This is a genomic window from Serratia sp. OLAL2, from assembly GCF_002752475.1.
Classification (GTDB): Bacteria; Pseudomonadota; Gammaproteobacteria; order Enterobacterales; family Enterobacteriaceae; genus Serratia; species Serratia bockelmannii.
The window spans coordinates 296,264-313,488 of sequence record NZ_MSTL01000001.1; the positions used below are offsets into that span (position 1 = coordinate 296,264).

General features: G+C 60.2%; 18 protein-coding genes. 5 read left to right on the plus strand and 13 right to left on the minus strand.

The annotated features are described in order from the left end of the window. Position 1 precedes the first annotated feature (1 nt). The 3 genes from BVU99_RS01445 to BVU99_RS01455 are packed head-to-tail and all read right to left on the minus strand — an operon-like array spanning position 2 to position 3,115. Positions 2-790, minus strand: coding sequence for a sulfite exporter TauE/SafE family protein (locus BVU99_RS01445; RefSeq protein ID WP_025304385.1), 789 nt, complete (start codon positions 788-790; stop codon positions 2-4). Beyond that, a complete protein-coding gene (locus tag BVU99_RS01450; protein ID WP_060448025.1) occupies positions 783-1,664 on the minus strand; it encodes a formyltransferase family protein in 882 nt (293 codons plus the stop codon). Before BVU99_RS01450 ends, BVU99_RS01445 begins: the two co-directional genes overlap by 8 nt. Beyond that, complete coding sequence (locus BVU99_RS01455; RefSeq protein ID WP_025304387.1) at positions 1,661-3,115, minus strand: FAD/NAD(P)-binding protein; 1,455 nt, start codon at positions 3,113-3,115, stop codon at positions 1,661-1,663. The genes BVU99_RS01450 and BVU99_RS01455 overlap by 4 nt, the downstream gene beginning before the upstream one ends. A 283-nt stretch (positions 3,116-3,398) precedes the next feature. Between BVU99_RS01455 and BVU99_RS01460 the strand changes: the two genes are divergently transcribed. Beyond that, positions 3,399-4,181, plus strand: coding sequence for a helix-turn-helix transcriptional regulator (locus tag BVU99_RS01460; protein ID WP_025304388.1), 783 nt, complete (start codon positions 3,399-3,401; stop codon positions 4,179-4,181). Positions 4,182-4,185: 4 nt separating this feature from the next. Here the strand turns inward: BVU99_RS01460 and cybC are convergent, their stop codons facing one another. Beyond that, entirely contained in the window at positions 4,186-4,572 is a 387-nt protein-coding gene (gene cybC / locus BVU99_RS01465; protein WP_016930224.1) for a cytochrome b562, read from the minus strand. Positions 4,573-4,710: 138 nt separating this feature from the next. After that, positions 4,711-6,051, minus strand: coding sequence for a metalloprotease PmbA (pmbA, locus tag BVU99_RS01470; protein ID WP_025304390.1), 1,341 nt, complete (start codon positions 6,049-6,051; stop codon positions 4,711-4,713). A gap of 179 nt (positions 6,052-6,230) precedes the next feature. On the opposite strand from pmbA, the gene yjgA reads away from it, so the two are divergent. After that, entirely contained in the window at positions 6,231-6,779 is a 549-nt protein-coding gene (gene yjgA, locus BVU99_RS01475) for a ribosome biogenesis factor YjgA (protein WP_004936968.1), read from the plus strand. 30 nt (positions 6,780-6,809) lie between these two features. Here yjgA and BVU99_RS01480 read toward each other — a convergent pair whose 3' ends face one another. From BVU99_RS01480 to aaeX, 5 genes are all read right to left on the minus strand, one after another. After that, entirely contained in the window at positions 6,810-7,109 is a 300-nt protein-coding gene (locus tag BVU99_RS01480) for a barstar family protein (RefSeq protein WP_004936963.1), read from the minus strand. A 5-nt stretch (positions 7,110-7,114) separates the two neighbouring features. Then, on the minus strand, positions 7,115-7,582 hold the full coding sequence (locus BVU99_RS01485) for a ribonuclease (protein WP_099816650.1): 468 nt from the start codon (positions 7,580-7,582) through the stop codon (positions 7,115-7,117). 280 nt (positions 7,583-7,862) lie between these two features. Continuing rightward, positions 7,863-9,830 carry a p-hydroxybenzoic acid efflux pump subunit AaeB gene (gene aaeB, locus BVU99_RS01490; protein ID WP_099816651.1) on the minus strand — a complete coding sequence of 656 codons (1,968 nt, stop codon included), beginning with the start codon at positions 9,828-9,830 and terminating at the stop codon, positions 7,863-7,865. After that, a complete protein-coding gene (gene aaeA, locus BVU99_RS01495; RefSeq protein WP_099816652.1) occupies positions 9,830-10,765 on the minus strand; it encodes a p-hydroxybenzoic acid efflux pump subunit AaeA in 936 nt (311 codons plus the stop codon). The genes aaeB and aaeA overlap by 1 nt, the downstream gene beginning before the upstream one ends. 7 nt (positions 10,766-10,772) lie before the next feature. After that, complete coding sequence (aaeX, locus tag BVU99_RS01500; protein ID WP_004936952.1) at positions 10,773-10,976, minus strand: p-hydroxybenzoic acid efflux pump operon protein AaeX; 204 nt, start codon at positions 10,974-10,976, stop codon at positions 10,773-10,775. A 314-nt stretch (positions 10,977-11,290) separates the two neighbouring features. Between aaeX and aaeR the strand changes: the two genes are divergently transcribed. Next, positions 11,291-12,202, plus strand: coding sequence for an HTH-type transcriptional activator AaeR (gene aaeR, locus BVU99_RS01505; protein ID WP_025304394.1), 912 nt, complete (start codon positions 11,291-11,293; stop codon positions 12,200-12,202). Here aaeR and BVU99_RS01510 read toward each other — a convergent pair. Then, on the minus strand, positions 12,193-12,537 hold the full coding sequence (locus BVU99_RS01510; protein ID WP_099816653.1) for a hypothetical protein: 345 nt from the start codon (positions 12,535-12,537) through the stop codon (positions 12,193-12,195). The genes aaeR and BVU99_RS01510 overlap by 10 nt on opposite strands. After that, positions 12,534-12,809: a zinc ribbon domain-containing protein gene (locus BVU99_RS01515; protein WP_025304396.1), complete on the minus strand. Its 276-nt coding sequence runs from the start codon at positions 12,807-12,809 to the stop codon at positions 12,534-12,536. Before BVU99_RS01515 ends, BVU99_RS01510 begins: the two co-directional genes overlap by 4 nt. A 207-nt stretch (positions 12,810-13,016) precedes the next feature. Between BVU99_RS01515 and BVU99_RS01520 the strand changes: the two genes are divergently transcribed. Both BVU99_RS01520 and BVU99_RS01525 read left to right on the plus strand, forming a co-directional pair. Beyond that, positions 13,017-13,958 carry a nucleoside hydrolase gene (locus tag BVU99_RS01520; RefSeq protein ID WP_025304397.1) on the plus strand — a complete coding sequence of 314 codons (942 nt, stop codon included), beginning with the start codon at positions 13,017-13,019 and terminating at the stop codon, positions 13,956-13,958. Between the two features lie 694 nt (positions 13,959-14,652). After that, a complete protein-coding gene (locus tag BVU99_RS01525) occupies positions 14,653-16,335 on the plus strand; it encodes a Wzy polymerase domain-containing protein (protein WP_099816654.1) in 1,683 nt (560 codons plus the stop codon). A gap of 60 nt (positions 16,336-16,395) precedes the next feature. On the opposite strand, the gene BVU99_RS01530 is transcribed toward BVU99_RS01525, so the two are convergent. Continuing rightward, positions 16,396-17,160 carry a CDP-diacylglycerol diphosphatase gene (locus BVU99_RS01530; protein WP_043142154.1) on the minus strand — a complete coding sequence of 255 codons (765 nt, stop codon included), beginning with the start codon at positions 17,158-17,160 and terminating at the stop codon, positions 16,396-16,398. Between the last annotated feature and the right edge of the window lie 65 nt (positions 17,161-17,225).

Genomic DNA, 17,225 nt, shown 5'->3' on the forward strand with positions numbered 1-17,225 from the left:
CTCAGAGGCAGATAGCGATCAGCACGGCGATCAGCAGCAGCACGTAGATTTTGGCATGCAGCGCATCGCTCACCTTCGGCAAACAGCGCCTGGCAAACACGATCCCCGCAATCCCCGCCACCACCAGCAGCCCCAGAATGTTCAGATTGACGTAGCCCAGATACTGCGGCCCGCTCATCTCGTGCCACCCCAACACGATATACATCAGCGCCCCGATCACCGCCACCGGGATCGACAGCGGGTTGGCGGCGCTGACGCAATATTTCATGTCGTAGCCGTGGCGGCGCAGCAGCGGCACCGTCATGACGCTGCCGCCCACCCCCAGCAGCGTGGCGATACCGCCTATCAGCGGGCCGCCGCCCCACAACGTGGCGGGGGACAGGTCGGCGCGCGCCGGTTTGACCAGAAAACCTCGGCGGAACAGACAGTCGGCGATGGTCACCGCCATATAGACCACAAACAGCCCGCGGATCACGCCGTCCGCCAGCAGTGAGGAGGCGAACGCGCCCAGCGCAGCGCCGATGCCGATGAAAAAGATCAGCGGCACGATGGTTTCGCGCAGCAGGTTGCCGCTGCGCCAGTTGGTCAGCGTCGCGTAACTCGCGTTGAGGATCATCACCGCCGTCGAGGTTGCCACCGCGATATGCATCGCCTGGCCGGGCTGCTCGCCCGACACAGAGATCAAGTGATAGACGAAAGGCACCACTACAAAGCCGCCGCCGAAGCCGAACAGAATGGTGGTGATGCCGGTCAGAAAACCGGCCCCCAGTACAATCAACGTTTCAATCATGGCCGTGCGCCCGCACGAAGTCGTCGAACCCGGCGCAGAACTGCCCCGCCAGCGGGTGGAAGCGATCGCCGACGAACAGCCCCAGATACTGCTCACGCACGGCGTCATGGTCCACCAGCTCAATGCCCGCCTGTTCCGCCTGCGCCAGCGTCTGCGCATCCGGGAAACCCCAGTAGCGCGAATCGCCCTGCTTTTCCGCCGTTATCGCTTCGCTGTGCTCCGCCCGCATCAGCTGGCGCGCCAAAAAGGTGCCGCTTTGTACGCCCAGCAACATCATGTTTTCCAGGAACGACAGATCGTGGCGCAGCTCGGCGGGCAGACGGGCGATCACCGGGCCGGCGTCCCAGTGCTCATCCATTTCATGCAGCGTTACCGCACAGTCCCTGTCACCGTTCATCATCGCGCGGAACAGCGTCATCACCCCGCGATAGCGTGGCAAATCTCCCGGATGCAGGTTCCACAGCAGCTTGCCGTGTCGGCTGAAGGCGCGCACATAGTCGGCGGAAAATTTCTGATAACAGCGTAAAGAGATCACCCCGTCCATATGGCCCAGGCTGCTGATAAACGCGGCGTCATTGATGTCGAGAACGCGATGCGCTTTGACCCCGGCGGCGGCCAGGAACAGAGCCGGCGGCTGATAGGCGCCCTCACAGGCGGCGGCGTTGCGGCCAACGAACGGGAACACGAAATCATTCAGCACCTCGCGCTCATACAGCCCCAGGCGGCGAACCGCCGGCTCCTGCGTGCGCCCGGCGCTTTTCGCCAGGGGAAAATACACCGTAAAAGTACACTCGTCCCTCAGGGCGGCGATCAAATCCTGACACACCAGCCAGGAGAAAATGTCGTTGCCGACAAAGAGCGCTACGTTTTTCATACTTCAGCCTTCTTTGCATTGAAAATAGGGTTGTTGAACACGATCTTGCTGATATCCCGCGTGATGGATTCCATCGCCGAGGTGTAAAACAGATCGCCCTTGGCGGGCGCGCCAAGCGAGTAGAGATGCTGCTCACGGCCGCGTCGGTCGGCGATTTTCAGCGTGTGCGGGTTGCACTTCACGCCGCCGAACAGGTTCTCTTGCACCAGTCCGTCTTGCAGCAGCTGATGGCTCAGGCGGTTGGGCGGCAGTTGATAAGAAGGCGTGGTGCAGTTGAACAGATACTGCGCATGCACCCGCGTCTCATGGCAACGAAGGATAAACCCGTCCGCCCCCTTACTGATATCCACCAGGCCGCCGCAGGCACGCAAACGTTGGCTCTCCAGCGCCGCCACGATCTTGCTGGCGTTCTTTAGCGGCATGGCATGTCGATTGCGCATCCAGGAGGAGTTGTAAAAGCGCATGAAGACCTGCCGGTTGTTGGCATCCATCTTGACCCAGGCGGCGCACACCGCCGGGTGGATCGCCGCCAGATAGCTGCAGATATGCTCCCGGGCAAAACGCGCGCGATCGAGACTGTCTGCCAGATCGCGATAGCAATCGCGCCTTTCCCCCAGCGCCGAGAGCACCGTCAGCCGCTCCGGCCCCGGATAGTGGCGCGCCAGCGCGGCATTGATCGCATGTACCAGCTGATGCGCGTCAATAAAATCGCGGCCGGCGACAAAGCGCCGCAGCGCCTCAACAAACGCTTCCGGCGGCGGACGCATCAGCGCCGGCTGCACGCTGGGGAACAGGCCCGAACGCGACAGGGCACAGATGTCGGTCGCCCCCAGGCGCTCCATCAGCTCAACGATGGCGTCAATCGCCGTCAGGCTGCAGCCGATCACGCCAATGCTCGAATAAGGGTTGATCGGCGGCAGATCCTGGTGGGCCTGATAAGCGATCACGCCATCCACCGGATAGAGACATTCCGGCGGGTTGTGCCCCGAACACAGCACCAGCGCATTCATCTGTTCGGCGCTGCCACAGGTGGTGGTCAGCCGGTAGCCGGCTTCGAGCGGCGCGATGGCATTTACTTCGGCGGTCACGAAATTCAGCGCGACGTTACTGTCCGCCGCCATATAAATCGTCATGTCGCGAATAAAATCGAGATATTCCCGATACAGCCAGCGCGGCGGATAACGATCCTGGCAAAACTGCGGGAAATGCATGGCGATCCAATCAACGAAGTGCGTGTCGTCGAAAATATCCGCCGACATATTTTCCGGCGTCATATTTAATATATGGCTGTCAAAATCGCTGCTGTATGCCATTCCGCCCTTGAAGCCCTGCTTGTCGAACACCGTCAGGGAAAGCGGCCTTTTGCAATGATTAACCGACTTATTTTTTATAAAGTTATACGCAAAAGCGATCCCGGCGGCTCCGCCGCCAACCACACCGAACTTATACATGAAATATCACCTTATAGTCATTGAACTGCGCTAAGAACTATTGCTTCAGGTGTTGGAATAAAATGACGCTTTATTCCTTATTAACTTCTTGTATTGCGAGAACGAAAACCTTCGTCCCACCCCGGTGTGAAAACTTGCACGGGCTTTATGGCCGATAAAATAACGGCACCGCGAACAAGCATTATTTTTCTGCCCCGATAGTAGGGCGGCGGCCGCTGGCTTGCTTTATATGAAAGGCCAACTATCATTGCGTTTCGGCCAATCTGCCCGCCAAAGGAAACACATGCGCAACGTCCGCATTGATGACATCGACCACGTAACGCGCGCGGTGATCGCCATCGGCACCGATTATCCGCCGGGACACCTGCTGCCGATGCACAGCCACCGGCGCGCGCAGTTGCTGTACGGCGCCACCGGCGTCATGCACGTTTTCACGCAGCAAGGCAATTGGGTCGTCCCGCCGCAGCACGCGGTATGGCTGCCGCCGCAGATGCCGCACGCGGTGAGGATGGTCGGCGTCACCACCCGCAGCCTATACCTCGAACCCGGCGCGTTGCCCGCCGAACGGCCGCAGGTATGCCAGGTGGTCAGCGTCACTCCGCTGATGCGCCAGCTGTTGATGGCGGCGGTGGACATGCCGCTGGAGTATGAACAAGAGGGGCGCGACGGAGCGCTGGCAACACTGCTGCTGCATGAGCTGGCCAGGCTGCAGCCCTTGCCGTTGCACATCCCGCTACCCGCCGATCCTCGGTTAGGCGAGCTGTGCCGCGCCTTTTTGCAGCACCCCGACGCCCACGACTCCGCGCAGCGGTGGGCGCCTCGTCTGTACATGAGCATTCGCACCTTCAGCCGCTTCTTTCGCGCGCAGACCGGCCTGCCGTTTTCGCAATGGCGCCAGCGCGCCTGCGTGGTACTGGCGTTGGCGCTGCTGGCCGAAGGGCGCAGCGTAACGCAGGTGGCGATGGAAATGGGATATGACAGCAGCGCGGCGTTTTCAACCATGTTTCGCCGCGTGCTCGGGCAGGCGCCCTCCTCCTATTTGACGGAAGACGGGCGCGACGGTTGACGGATTAGCGGAATTTCTTGTGGTTGGCGTCGCGGGTTTGCTTGAAGCCCTGCGCCAGCTGCTTCGCTTCGGCGACTTTGCCCTGATTGGCCAGGGCCAGCGCCTGATCGATCTGGCCGATCAGGGTATCCAACCCGCTGCGGAAATCTTTCATCTCCGGGCTGTCGGCGGCTTTGTCTTCCAGCTTCGGCGGAGTGCCCTGTTTGGCATCCTGCGCGGCGGCGCGCATGTTTTGCAGGCTCTGTGTGAGGGTAGCGGCGGAATCGGTATTCAGCACCGTTTTATAGTTTTCCGCCAGGGTGTCCATATCGTCGCCCAGATCGGCAGCGACCGCCAGCGAACTGGCTGCCAGCAGCGTCAACGCCGCCAGCGCTTTCAGGGTATTCTGCATGTTTGCTCACCTTCCAGTTATTGTTTTAATTAACCCACCGTTACCATAGGCAAGGCCGGGCAAAACCGAAACCGGAGATTTGTAAGCAAGGTTGAGACGGGATAACGCGCGACCGGCGGGCGCCGGCCGCGCAGAGGATCACTGACCGGCGATCTTCATTTCCGGCAGCAGCACCGAACCGCACTGGATATTGCTGCGGGTTTCAATATCGCTGCCGACGCTGACGATGTTGCGCAGCATGTCTTTCAGGTTGCCGGCAATGGTGATCTCGCTGACCGGGTACTGGATCTCGCCATTTTCCACCCAGAAACCGGCGGCGCCGCGCGAGTAATCGCCGGTGACGCCGCTGACGCCCTGGCCCATCAACTCGGTGACCACCAGGCCGGTGCCAAGCTGTTTCAACATGCCGGCGAAGTCCGCGCCCTGCCCGGCAATGCGCCAATTATGGATGCCGCCGGCATGGCCGGTGCTGTGCAGGCCCAGCTTGCGCGCCGAGTAGCTGGTCATCAACCAGGTCTGCAGCACGCCGTCCTTGATGATATCGCGCCGCTGGGTGCGCACGCCCTCGCTGTCGAACGGCGTTGACGCCAGCCCTTTCAGCAGGTGCGGATGCTCCTCGACGGTCAACCATTCCGGCAGGATCTGTTTGCCGAGCGAGTCCAGCAGGAAAGTGGATTTACGGTAGACGCTGCTGCCACTGATGGCGCCCACCAGATGGCCGAAAAGCCCGGTGGCCACTTCGGAGGCGAACAGCACCGGCGCCTTCATGGTCGACAGTTTGCGCGGCGCAAGACGTGCCAGCGTGCGGCGGGCGCACTCCTGCCCCACCCACTCGGGGCTGTGCAGATCGCCCATCGCACGGCCGATGGTGTAAGCGTAATCCCGCTCCATATCGCCGTCCTGCTCCGCAATGACGCAGCTGGACAGCGAGTGGCGGCTGGAACAGTAGCTTTGCAGCATGCCGTGGCTGTTGCCGAACACCTTGATGCCGTAGTGGCTGTTGAAGCTGCCGCCTTCGGTATTGGTAATGCGTTTGTCCGCCGCCAGCGAAGCCTGCTCGGCGCGCGCCGCCAGCTCGATGCCGCGCTCGGCGTCCAGCTCGGTCGGGTGGAACAGATCGAGATCCGGCGCCTCGAACGCCAGCAGATCTTTCTCCGCCGGGCCGGCGCAGGGATCTTCAGAGGTGTAGCGCGCGATGTCCAGCGCCGCCTGTACGGTGCGGGCGATGGCATCCGGGCTGAGATCGGTGGAAGAGGCGCTGCCTTTGCGCTGGCGGTGATACACGGTGATGCCCAGCGCGCCATCGCTGTTGAACTCGACGTTTTCCACCTCGCCGAAGCGGGTGCTGACGCTGATGCCGGTCGATTTGGTGACCGCCACTTCCGCCGCGTCGGAACCGGCGCGGGCCAGCTCCAGCGCCTGAGAAACGGCCTGTTCCAGCGCCTTGCGCTGTTCTGCAACTTGAGTGACTACTTTCATCAATCTGCCATAATTAATCAGAAAATCGTTGAGAAAAGTGCCGGAGCGGCGTAGTTGTGCACGCGGAGCGGCGCGCAAAAATCCTGAGATCTCTGCCGTTGAGTCTAACAGGAACCGCGTTGAATTTCGCATAAAGCCGGCAACCTGTTAGGATTAGCCTCTTTTTAACGGAGCCTACCATGAACAAACAGCCTGAAGACTGGCTCGACGATGTCCCGGAGAATGAAAACGAGGACGATGACGAGATTATCTGGGTCAGTAAAAGTGAAATTAAACGTGATGCCGAAGCGCTGAAAGACCTGGGGGCCGAAATGGTCGATCTGGGCAAAAACGCGCTGGATCGCATTCCGTTGGACGAAGATTTGCGCGCCGCCATCGAGCTGGCGCAGAAGATCAAGAAAGAAGGCCGTCGCCGTCAGCTGCAGCTGATCGGCAAGATGCTGCGCGCCCGCGATATCGAGCCGATTCAGACCGCGCTCGACAAGCTGAAAAACCGCCACAACCAGCAGGTTTCGCTGTTCCATAAGCTGGAAGCGCTGCGCGACCGCCTGGTGGAAGAAGGCGATGACGTCATTCCGTCGATCCTGGATCTGTATCCAGCAGCCGATCGTCAACAGCTGCGTTCACTGGTGCGCAACGCGCAGAAAGAGAAGGCCGCCAACAAGCCGCCTAAGGCTTACCGCCAGATCTTCCAATACCTGCGCGAGCTGGCCGAAGCGGCTGACTAAGCGCCGCCGCCGTCCCGGGATGAACCCGTTTCATCCCCGGTGATGCGCCGGTTCGCCGCTGCTTTCGCGGATATTGAAGCGCAGGCTGCCTTCCAGCTCTTCTTCCGCTTCTTCAAACAGCAGAATGATTGCGCCGAAACGACGCTTGCTGCGGGCATTGAGGTGGGTGAACTCGATTTCCACCGGCAGACCGATATCGCCGGTCACCACGTCCCACAGCGCGTCGAGGTTGGCGCCAAACCCCTCGTCCAGCGCAAACTTGTGCGCGAAATCGCGGTAGAAGGTTGGCACGTCCTGGATCTGCTCAAAATCAAACTCTACTTTTGCCATCAAACTCACTCCACACGAATGAAGTTTTTGTAATGGTCGCGCGTGACGAAGATCAGACCGTCGCTCGAATACAACAGGCGATCGGCGCCGCGCCGGCCACACTGGTAATTGATGTCCGCTTCGCGCCAGATCCGGCCGCCGGCGCTCGGCAGTTGCCCTTCACGGTTAGAGAATCGATCGCCGCCAATCGCCTTGCCCGGCAATACTGCACAGAGGTTGCCTGAACGCGGATCCCAGCCCTGCTCGCGCGCCTGCTTCTTGGTGACGTAATAGTCCGGCAGCCGCTGATGCTGCTGCAGGTAGCTCACCACCGTTTGCTGCTGCGTGAGCCGGTCGATGCTCTGCTGCTGGCCCGCCGGTGCCGGCACCCTCGCCGGATTGCCGTCGATCGCACGGTGCTCGTTGCCGCGCAGCGCGCTGAAGACGGCGATGACCACGGCGATGACAATCGCCAACAGAATCCGCTTGTTCATGACATTCCCTGAAATTATGCCGCCGAAGGCGCCGCAGCTCCCCCAGGCTAGTTAGGTATATAGTCGACCTGGATGAAACTAAGATGACCGGCACGTCACGTTTTCGCGGCGGTAAGCGTTTCATCCATTCATGACAATGATGCCACTTTCCAGCCGTTCTGGCACTCGGAGTCTCTCTGAAAACGGGCCGCCTCTTATGAGACGGCCCGCCAGATCGGGCACTGCTTTCAGTATAGTCAGGGAAGGCGCCGCACAACGCGGCGCAACAGGAGGGAACGCATCAATCGATCAAGGCGTGACGATAGCGATGCAGCATATCGGCCAGGCGTTTCACGGGCCCGGTGACGCTGAGCGGCGCCTGATTGTCCACCAGCTTCTGCTGGTACTCATTCATCTCACCCAGCAAGCGATCGTAGTAATAGGCGCGCTTGACGTCGTTCTTGGCGGAGACCACCCGATCGGCGGTGCTGCGGATCTGGCGGTGGAAGGCAGACAGCTCTTCGCTGGCCGGAATTTCCGCTCGCTGCATGCGCTGGTGGGCGATGATCAGGTTCAGCGCCAGACGATACTTGGCGATGTCGTTCGGGAACATCATCAGCAGCTGATTAAGCTGCTGATACAGCGCAGGCAGGTGGTTTTGCCGACGGCGCGCCGCCTTGGTGGTCAGCGCCGACACCGCGCTGCTGACGAACTGGTTGAGCAACGTGCGGCCGGTGCGTTCGCGCGAATTATCGCGGATCAGCAGCAGCACCATCAGCCCAACGCAGCTGCCGAGGAACTGGCCCAGCGCCCCATCGAGAAACTGGGTCACGTTGAACTCCATCGGGTTGCTCAGCACCAGAATGTTGATGGTCCCCGCCAGCAGCCCCAGCGAACCGAGCCGCCGCTTCTGAACCTCGATGCCGATGAAAAACGCCAGCAGGCCGAGGCTGAGACACAGCAGCAAAATGCTCTGCTGGGTCGCCGGCAGGATCACCATGAAGAACAGGGAACCGACCGGGATCGCCGCCAGCATGCCCAGCACGAAATCCATCGCCACCATGCGCGGCGCCGGGGTGCGCATCGCCAGCGAGGTGATCACCGCGATGATCACCATAAAACCGCTGCCGGACGTCCAGCCGGTCCACAGCCACAGCAGGCTGCCGAAGGCCGTCGCCACAAAGGTACGCAAGCCGTTGATCATCGCGTGATGCCCTTCCGCCGAGGTCGGTTTGACCACGGTTTCGTTGCTCAGCACCCCTTCTTCCACCGCGCTGATGCTGCAGTTGGCGTGCACACCTTTCGACAGCAACAGGTAGCGCGTCGCCGCGCCGACCCAGCCGGTGATGGTCGGCAGCGTTTCCTCGGAACGATGCGTGGTCAGCACCTGGCGCAACAGCTTCATGCGCTTGTGGATCTCCTGCGGGGTTTCCGCCGGGACCATCAGTTGCTCCCGCAGGCTGTCTTTCAGTGCCTCCGGGTGATTCAACAAGATCAGATAGGTTTCGCAGGCCTGGGTGATCAACGTCAGCGACAGTGTATGCAGCGCCTTCACCCGTCGATTGACCTTCTGCCAGCGCGAGGACTCCATCATCAGGTTGTTGCGCATGCCGTACAGGGCCGTGGTGCTCTTGACCAGATTGCTCCAGGCGCGATCGATGTCTTCTTTGTCGGCGTTGCTGATGCACATCTGCATCAGGCGGTATTGAGCCACCAGCAGCTGATCCACCGCCCGATCGATGTCCTGTTTGATCGAACGCGGCGAGAACAGCAGATCCGCCAACACGGCGCTGACGATCCCCAGCACGATCTCGCTGCAACGCTCGATGGCGAACTGCGGCGCTTCCAGCAGATGAGACTCGCTGGTAGCGACCGTCACGATGATGATCAGCGCGGTATATCCGGCCAGCCCCCAGGCATAGGAGTTCTCCACCTTGATGAGTGAAGAAAGCCAGGTGCAGAAACCGGCCCAGATGCAGCACAGCAGCAGCATCACCACCGGCGCGCGGGCGGTGGTGATGATAATGATCAGGCCGACAAAGCAGCCGATAAAGGTGCCGATGATACGCAGCCAGCCGCGGTGGCGGATGGCGCCGGAGAAGGGTTCACCGCCGGCGGCAAAGGCCGGGCCGGCGGCGACGATGGCGGCGGTCATCGCCGACCAGCGCGGGGTTTCCAGATTGAGATGGAAGCCGACGAACAGCGCAAACACAATCGCGAAGCTGAGTTTGAAGGCGAATCTCAGCCGGATAAAGGTTGGGCTGCTCATTAGCCGAACTCACGCAGCCGGTGCATCAGGCGCACAAAAGGTGAGCCGCTGTCGGCATTGCGATCGTTTTTGCCAACGATCACCACGGTGGCTGTGGTGCCGGCCGGGTACGGATGCTGTTGGTCCTTGGCGTCCAGCAGGATCTTTACCGGCACGCGCTGGGCCAGGCGCACCCACTCCAGGTTGCTGTCGATCGAGGCCAACCCTTTGTTGTTCACCGTGCTGCTGCTGTTGTTCACCGCCGCCGCCACGCTGTCGACGGTGCCGTGCATGATGCGGTTGCTGCCGAGCGGAGTGATCTCCGCGCGATCGCCCTTATTCAGGCCATTCAGCTTGGTCTCTTCCAGGTACGCCAGGATGTAGAAGGAATCTTTCTTCACCAGCGCCACCGCGACCGACCCGCGAGTGATGTATTCACCGGCGTGTACGTTGAGGTTGGTGATCCAGCCATCGGCCGGGGCGCGCACCGTGGTGCGCTCCAGATCCAGCTGCGCCAGCTCGCGCGCCGCAATGGCCTTCGCCAGCTGGTGCTGCACGGTCTGCAGCGAGTTGTTCGACTGGTCAATCTCTTCCTGCGACATCGCCTGCACGCCCAACTTCACGCGGCGGCCGGCCTCACGCCGTTTTTCCGCCGCCAACGCCTGATAGTAGGCGACGTCGGCGCCGGCTTCCGCCAGGGCCTGCTCATAACGCGGCCGATCGACCACGAACAGCACTTGGCCTTTCTTCACCAGTTGGTTGTCCACCACCGGCACGTCGGTCAGCAGGCCGCTGACGTCCGGCGCGATCGCCACCACGTCGGCGGTGAACTTGGCATCACGCGTCCACGGCGACTCGGTGTAGAACACCCAGGCCTTGAATACCGCGGCAATGCCCAGCAGCACAAGAATCAAAGTGATCGCGATTCGGGTTATTTTTATCGAAAAATTTTTCACAGCGACCTCAAACAAAAAGACACGAAATCAGATAAAACAAGCAGCAATACAGCGCGGTATTAAACAGCGCCGGATGCCAGACAAAATCGTAAATCCCCGTCGGCTGCAGCAGGCGGCGCAAGAGAAAAAACAGCGCCAGCGACACCAGCAGCTCGAAAAACACCGGCGGAAACGACAGTCCGAAGATGACCATAACCGGAAGCAAACTCATCACTTTTTCCTTATTGTTCACTGCGCCGGGGAAAGACACATCTCGCCATTCACATTCTCTTTACATTTTAGCGTGCGCGCGCCACAAATCTTGACCAGACAGCTTGTCCAGGTCACGAACCCGAAAAAAGGTTAAACTTTGGGGCAGACGTCCACGACAGGGATTGCGAGGGTGCCAGAGGAGCGGCAGGATTACGTCGCCGATCGCTCTCGCACGTTGGTAAGGTCTATTCACCCGACCACGTTATATTAGCCTGCTTACTATCAAGGCATCAACAATCTGTGATCTAAATCACTTTTAAGCCAGAGTGAATAATGGAAAGATTAAAACGGATGTCGGTATTCGCCAAAGTGGTTGAGTTCGGGTCGTTTACCGCGGCCGCGCGCCAACTCGGCATGAGCGTTTCATCGATCAGCCAAACCGTCTCGAAACTGGAAAATGAGCTGCAGGTCAAGCTGTTGAACCGCAGCACGCGCAGCATCGGCCTGACCGAGGCCGGCAAAATCTACTATCAGGGCTGCCGACGCATGCTGCAGGAAGTCAGCGAAGTGCATGAGCAACTGTATGCGTTTAACAATACGCCCGCCGGTACGCTGCGTATCGGCAGCTCATCCACCATGGCGCAAAACGTGCTGGCGAACATGACCGCCGAGATGATGAAAGAGTATCCGGGTCTGACGGTCAACCTGGTGACCGGCATTCCGGCACCGGACCTGATCACCGACGGGCTGGATCTGGTGATCCGCACCGGCGCGCTGCAGGACTCCAGCCTGTTCTCCCGCCGCCTGGGGCAGATGCCGATGGTGGTGTGCGCCGCCAAAAGCTACCTGAGCCAGCATGGCACGCCGCAGAAGCCGAGCGACATGGTCAACTTCTCCTGGCTGGAGTACAGCGTGCGGCCCGACAGCGAATTCGAACTGATGTCGCCGGAAGGCATCACCACGCGCATTTCCCCGCAGGGGCGCTTCGTCACCAACGACTCTTCCACCATGATCCGTTGGCTGAAAAACGGCGCCGGCATCGCCTACGCTCCGCTGATGTGGGTGATCGAAGAGATCAAACGCGGCGAAATTGAGATCCTGTTCAAAAGCTACCATTCGGATCCGCGGCCGATCTACGCGCTCTATACCGAGAAGGACAAACTGCCGCTGAAGGTGCAGGTGTGCATCAATTATTTAACCGACTATTTCGAACGCGTCGCGGCAGTCTATCAGGGCTATCGCTGAGCCGTGCTCAAATAACGGTGCGCCAGCGCGCCCAGCAGCACCAGCGCCAGCATGCCGAGGCCCCATAGCAGCCAGACGGCGTAGCCCGCCCAGGTCAGCAGCAGAGGAAAATAGCTCGCCAGCCCGCTGGCCAGCTGTTTCAGCCACGGTAGCCAGACGTCCAACACCGTCTGCGGCACCAGGCTCAGCGCACCGTTCACCGGCAACGATGCGTTCCCGGCCGCCTCCGCCAACGACGGGAGCCAGGCCAGCACCCCGGCGACGCCCCAGGCCAGCAGCGTCCACAGCACCATGGCGCCCAGCAGCAGCGCGAGTGTCCAACCGCCCCGGTTCACGGCACACCGCCGCCGCACTGCGGACAAAAGCGGCTCCCCGGCGGCAGCGGCGCGGCGCACTGTCCGCAGGTGGCGCTCGCCGCGGCAAACGGCTGACCGCAGCGGTGGCAATAACGGGCGCCCGATTTATTCACGGCCCGGCATTCCGGACACTGCGGCCCCGGCTCGCCATGCTGGTTATAGCGGTTGCCATGATGCCCACCGCCGTGGCTCGCACGCAGATGACCGCCGTTAATACCGCCTTGCCCCAACAACCGTTTCAGTAAGCTCATCCCGCCTCTCCTCTGTGCATTGACGCTGAACCTCACTGTAAACCCTGGAGTAAACTCCAGGGTAAAGCCCGACGAGCAGGATTTACGTTTCATTACATCGTAAAAGTGGCAAGGCTTTGATGCCGTTAACAAAAGCACCATCGGCATTATCCCACGCCACCGCGCTGCGTTATGCTGCGGAAACCTCTCCCTGCATCAGGAATAACCATGAAAAAAATCATACTGGACTGTGACCCGGGGCATGACGACGCCATCGCCCTGTTGCTGGCCTGGGGCAATCCGCAGATCGACCTACTGGCGGTCACCACCGTGGTGGGTAACCAAACGCTGGACAAAGTGACGCGCAACGCGCTGGCGGTGGCCCGCATCGCCAATATCACCGGCGTACCCTTCGCCGCCGGCTGCCCGCGCCCGCTGGTGCGCAATATCGAAGTGGCGCCCGACATTCACGGCGATTCCGGCCTCGATGGCCCGGTGCTGCCGGAACCCCACCTGCAGCTGGACTCGCGCCACGCGGTGGATCTGATCATCGAGACCGTGATGGCCCACCCGCCCGGCAGCGTGACGCTGGTGCCTACCGGCGGCCTGACCAATATCGCCATGGCGGTGCGTAAAGAGCCGCGCATTGCCGAGCGGGTCAAGGAAGTGGTGCTGATGGGCGGCGGCTACCATGTGGGCAACTGGAGCGCGGTGGCGGAGTTCAATATCAAAATCGATCCCGAAGCGGCGCACATTGTATTTAACGAAAAATGGCCGCTGACCATGGTCGGGCTGGATCTCACTCACCAGGCTTTGGCCACGCCGGCAGTCTGCGAACGCATCGCCGCCCTCGGCACCCGGCCGGCCGCCTTCGTCGGCGAACTGCTGGCATTCTTTGGCCGTATGTACCGGCAGGCGCAGGGCTTCAGTGCCCCGCCGGTGCACGATCCTTGCGCGGTGGCCTATGTGATCGATCCGAGCGTCATGTCGGTGCGCAAAGCGCCGGTGGATATCGAGTTGACCGGCACCCTGACGTTGGGCATGACGGTCGCGGACTTCCGCGCGCCGCCGCCGCCGGACTGCCACACCCAGGTCGCGGTCAAACTGGATCAGGATAAATTCTGGGATCTGGTGGTGGATGCGCTGGAACGGATCGGCGACGTGGAGTAAGCGCACAAGAGACGAGACTAACGCGCTTGGGCAGGCGCGTTAGTCTGTATTCTGCCGCGGCAACGGGGAGGCTCAAGTCATAACCGCTTTTATTTCCAATGCAGCAGAACAATCCTAATAATAAATCATTTCATGAAAATTTAAAAAAACAGATAAAGACAAGAAGAATCCCAATAAAAATAATAAAATGAAAATCACATTGAATTTAAAAATCAGCAATGAGAAACGATGAGGTAAATTTCCGCCGTCGCGCCGACACTGACGACGTCAATTAAAAAAGCAGATACCTCTTTTATTCTTCACAGGGCCTGCCAATATAGGCCATTGCCGGGATACCCCACGATATTCGCGCACGTAGGAATCACAATCAACCATTTGATTTCAATTGACAAAAACAAGAATTAGATTATGAATTGACTGAATCACAATAGATTTGAGAAAATGGCGCGTCTGTTTTTGCAAACAACAAACATACCTTTTGCGGGTGAAAAATACGGCTTAAACTTTCTTTGGGTACACAGCCTCGCGCATTCTCAGGGCAAACATTATTTATCGCTTCACCATAAAGACGGTTTAAATTTCCCGTGAGACATTTGCGAATTGAACATTACACGCATTTCAATATCAGGACAAAGGAAAGGGAATAATAAAAACATGCATTCAATAAACGCTATCAGGCCATGGCAGGTTAACCATGGCCGATAAATCTCCCGCTAACGCAGCGACCATCGCCGTGCTGCCCCTGCTGCTGATCTGGATGACGGTGATCCTGCCGATTTATTACCCCAATATGGGCGGCGACGGTCTGGCGCTGCCGCAAAACATTCTGGCCTGGGCCGTCATGGCGCTCACCACGCTGATAGTGACGTTCACCGTTTGCCTTGGCCGCACCCGTCTTTCGCTGACCCCCACCGCACGCCTGTTGCTGCTCGGCATCGCCGTGCTGGCGCTGCCGCTGCTGTATACTCGCTCCGAGTGGCGCGAAGACGCCCTGTGGCGCTGCGCCGGTCTGCTCGGTGGTTGGCTTTTCTATGTCGCCTGCCTGCAACTGCGCCTAACCCCCAGGCAGCGCAACCTGTTGCTGTACGGTCTGCTGTTCGCCGTCGGCGTTCAGGCACTGCTGGCGGCTCTGCAACTGTTCGCCCCCGCGCTGGCTTGGGTATCCCCTAACGGCAGCCGGGTCTACGGCGTCTTTCAGCAACCGAACGTGCTGGGCAGCTTTATCGCCACCGGGTTGGCTTTGGCGCTCTGGCAGCTGCTGGCTCCCCTCTCTGCGCCAACGCGGCGGCGGCAAATCCCGCTGCTCGCGCTGCTGGCCGCTTTCTCCGCCCTGCTGGTGCTGATCCAGTCGCGCGCCGCCTGGTTGGGGGCCGCATTGGCGGCGCTGCTACTGCTGTGGCGCTTTGCCCGCCACCGCACGCTCGAAAGCCGCTGGGCGGGTGGCGCGCTGCTGCTGGGCGCCGCGATCGGTCTGACGGTGCTGTTCACCGGCTTTGGCCTGGATGGCCGCGCAGGTCTCATCGCACGCGAAGGCTCTAATTATTCACGTCTGACCATGCTGCAAGACACCGTCGCCATGATTTTCGCCAAACCGCTGCTGGGCTGGGGCTATGGCGGCTTTGAATACAGCTTCGCGCACTTCCGCCTGCAGACAATGCCCTGGCGAGAAGTGCTGGAAGTCGCCGGGCATCCGCACAATGAAATCCTGCTGTGGTGGGTTGAGGGCGGCCTGCCGGCGCTGGCAGGTATCGCTATCGTCATCGTCGCCGGCGCGCTGCTGCTGAAACGCGCCTGGCAACGGGATCGCGAAGCGCCGGCCGGTGCGCGCGTCGGGCTGTTTCTGGTGCTGCTGCCAATGTTGATACACACCCAACTGGAATACCCTTTCTATCTGTCTGCGCCGCATTGGCTGGCGTTTCTGCTGCTGCTGGCACTGTTGGACGGCCAAACCGGCGCCCCACGCCCGCTGCCGTTAGCCAAAGCCCTAAGTCTGCCTGTAGCAATGGCGGCGCTCGGCGTGTTAGTGATGGCGGTCTTCGCCTGGCAAGGGCGCATGGCGCTCACCCAATCGGAGCGCACGATGCTGGCCTCCATCGACAGCATCGAGCAGATGCCGCCGCCGGCCGCCTGGATCTATCGGGAGCGCAAAACGTTCGACGAGCAATCTCACGCGCTGCTGGTCTATAACCAAACGCGCGATGATGCCCTGTTGACCGACTATCGGCAGTGGGCCAATGCCTATCTGCAGCGCCGTATCGACGCCAACGTCTACGCCACGCTGATCATGATCTTGCGCTATCAGGGGGATCAGGCACAAGCCGAGGCTCGCCTGCGGGAAGCCGCTTTTCTGTTTTCTCGGGATGCGCGGTTTAGGTAGGGACAACAAGGTGAGAGCGATGCCTCGTCGCTCTCACCTGTGTCATTTTATGTAGTAAAATCAACGCGGCAATATCGCGCACTCTTTATCCAGCAGCGACTCTACCGAAGCGCGGTTGCCAACGTCCCAGCCGCGCTTCGAGGCCAGCAAGATAAAACCCCGTTGGCCGGCAAACGTGGTGGGCACTAACGCCACGCCATATTCCGCCAGCTGCTGCGGCGACAGATGGAAATAACCCGCCAGATCCTTAATCGGGTAAATGCCCATCGCGGTTGGCTGCATCACGCGTCGGGCATAGTAAGTGTGGCGCAACAGCTTATCCGGCAAAGGCCGCCATTGTTCCTGTATGTAGGGGCGTTCCGCCTGCAATTGACGCCGAACATCTTCGCGCAGACAGGTCAGGTGAATATGCAATTGGTTCTGGCTACGGCCGTAAGCGGAGTTGATCGCCATGCCCAACATATCATCCGGCACCGGCCCGCCATACTCGGCGGCCAACCGGTAACGCATCAGCCATGCATAGCCAAAATAGTCCGTCCGTTCCCCGGCCAGCAGCTGCGGGCTTTCAATACCGGAGAGCGGCGCCGTCGGCACCAGGATGAAGTGATAGGGATAACGCGGGTTTTGCAGCACGCTGAAGCCCTGCGCTTTCCCCTGCGGCATATAAATCTGCTCACACGGGGCCGGATCGCGCTTTTGCTGATAGTTGGCCATGCAGAGCTTATCGACCACGCCCCACAGCGCATCGGAACGGGCGCACCCCGTCAAGGAGAGAACCCCCAGCACCAGCAGCCAACGCCGGGTAGACACACCAAAGCACGCCATCGTCATCTTTCTCGGCATCATCGCCGCACAGCACTCTTTGCGCGGGCGAGAGAAAACTCAAAATG

What these genes read in the sequence shown, in the direction of transcription:
- aaeB (WP_099816651.1), bottom strand. Translation starts at nt 9,830, where the DNA reads ATGAGCAGCCCAACCTTTATCCGGCTGAGATTCGCCTTCAAACTCAGC.
- cybC (WP_016930224.1), bottom strand. Translation starts at nt 4,572, where the DNA reads ATGCAGAATACCCTGAAAGCGCTGGCGGCGTTGACGCTGCTGGCAGCC.
- BVU99_RS01480 (WP_004936963.1), bottom strand. Translation starts at nt 7,109, where the DNA reads ATGGCAAAAGTAGAGTTTGATTTTGAGCAGATCCAGGACGTGCCAACC.
- aaeX (WP_004936952.1), bottom strand. Translation starts at nt 10,976, where the DNA reads ATGAGTTTGCTTCCGGTTATGGTCATCTTCGGACTGTCGTTTCCGCCG.
- BVU99_RS01530 (WP_043142154.1), bottom strand. Translation starts at nt 17,160, where the DNA reads ATGGCGTGCTTTGGTGTGTCTACCCGGCGTTGGCTGCTGGTGCTGGGG.
- pmbA (WP_025304390.1), bottom strand. Translation starts at nt 6,051, where the DNA reads ATGAAAGTAGTCACTCAAGTTGCAGAACAGCGCAAGGCGCTGGAACAG.
- yjgA (WP_004936968.1), top strand. Translation starts at nt 6,231, where the DNA reads ATGAACAAACAGCCTGAAGACTGGCTCGACGATGTCCCGGAGAATGAA.
- BVU99_RS01525 (WP_099816654.1), top strand. Translation starts at nt 14,653, where the DNA reads ATGGCCGATAAATCTCCCGCTAACGCAGCGACCATCGCCGTGCTGCCC.
- aaeR (WP_025304394.1), top strand. Translation starts at nt 11,291, where the DNA reads ATGGAAAGATTAAAACGGATGTCGGTATTCGCCAAAGTGGTTGAGTTC.
- BVU99_RS01445 (WP_025304385.1), bottom strand. Translation starts at nt 790, where the DNA reads ATGATTGAAACGTTGATTGTACTGGGGGCCGGTTTTCTGACCGGCATC.
- BVU99_RS01485 (WP_099816650.1), bottom strand. Translation starts at nt 7,582, where the DNA reads ATGAACAAGCGGATTCTGTTGGCGATTGTCATCGCCGTGGTCATCGCC.
- BVU99_RS01460 (WP_025304388.1), top strand. Translation starts at nt 3,399, where the DNA reads ATGCGCAACGTCCGCATTGATGACATCGACCACGTAACGCGCGCGGTG.
- BVU99_RS01520 (WP_025304397.1), top strand. Translation starts at nt 13,017, where the DNA reads ATGAAAAAAATCATACTGGACTGTGACCCGGGGCATGACGACGCCATC.
- BVU99_RS01450 (WP_060448025.1), bottom strand. Translation starts at nt 1,664, where the DNA reads ATGAAAAACGTAGCGCTCTTTGTCGGCAACGACATTTTCTCCTGGCTG.
- BVU99_RS01515 (WP_025304396.1), bottom strand. Translation starts at nt 12,809, where the DNA reads ATGAGCTTACTGAAACGGTTGTTGGGGCAAGGCGGTATTAACGGCGGT.
- BVU99_RS01455 (WP_025304387.1), bottom strand. Translation starts at nt 3,115, where the DNA reads ATGTATAAGTTCGGTGTGGTTGGCGGCGGAGCCGCCGGGATCGCTTTT.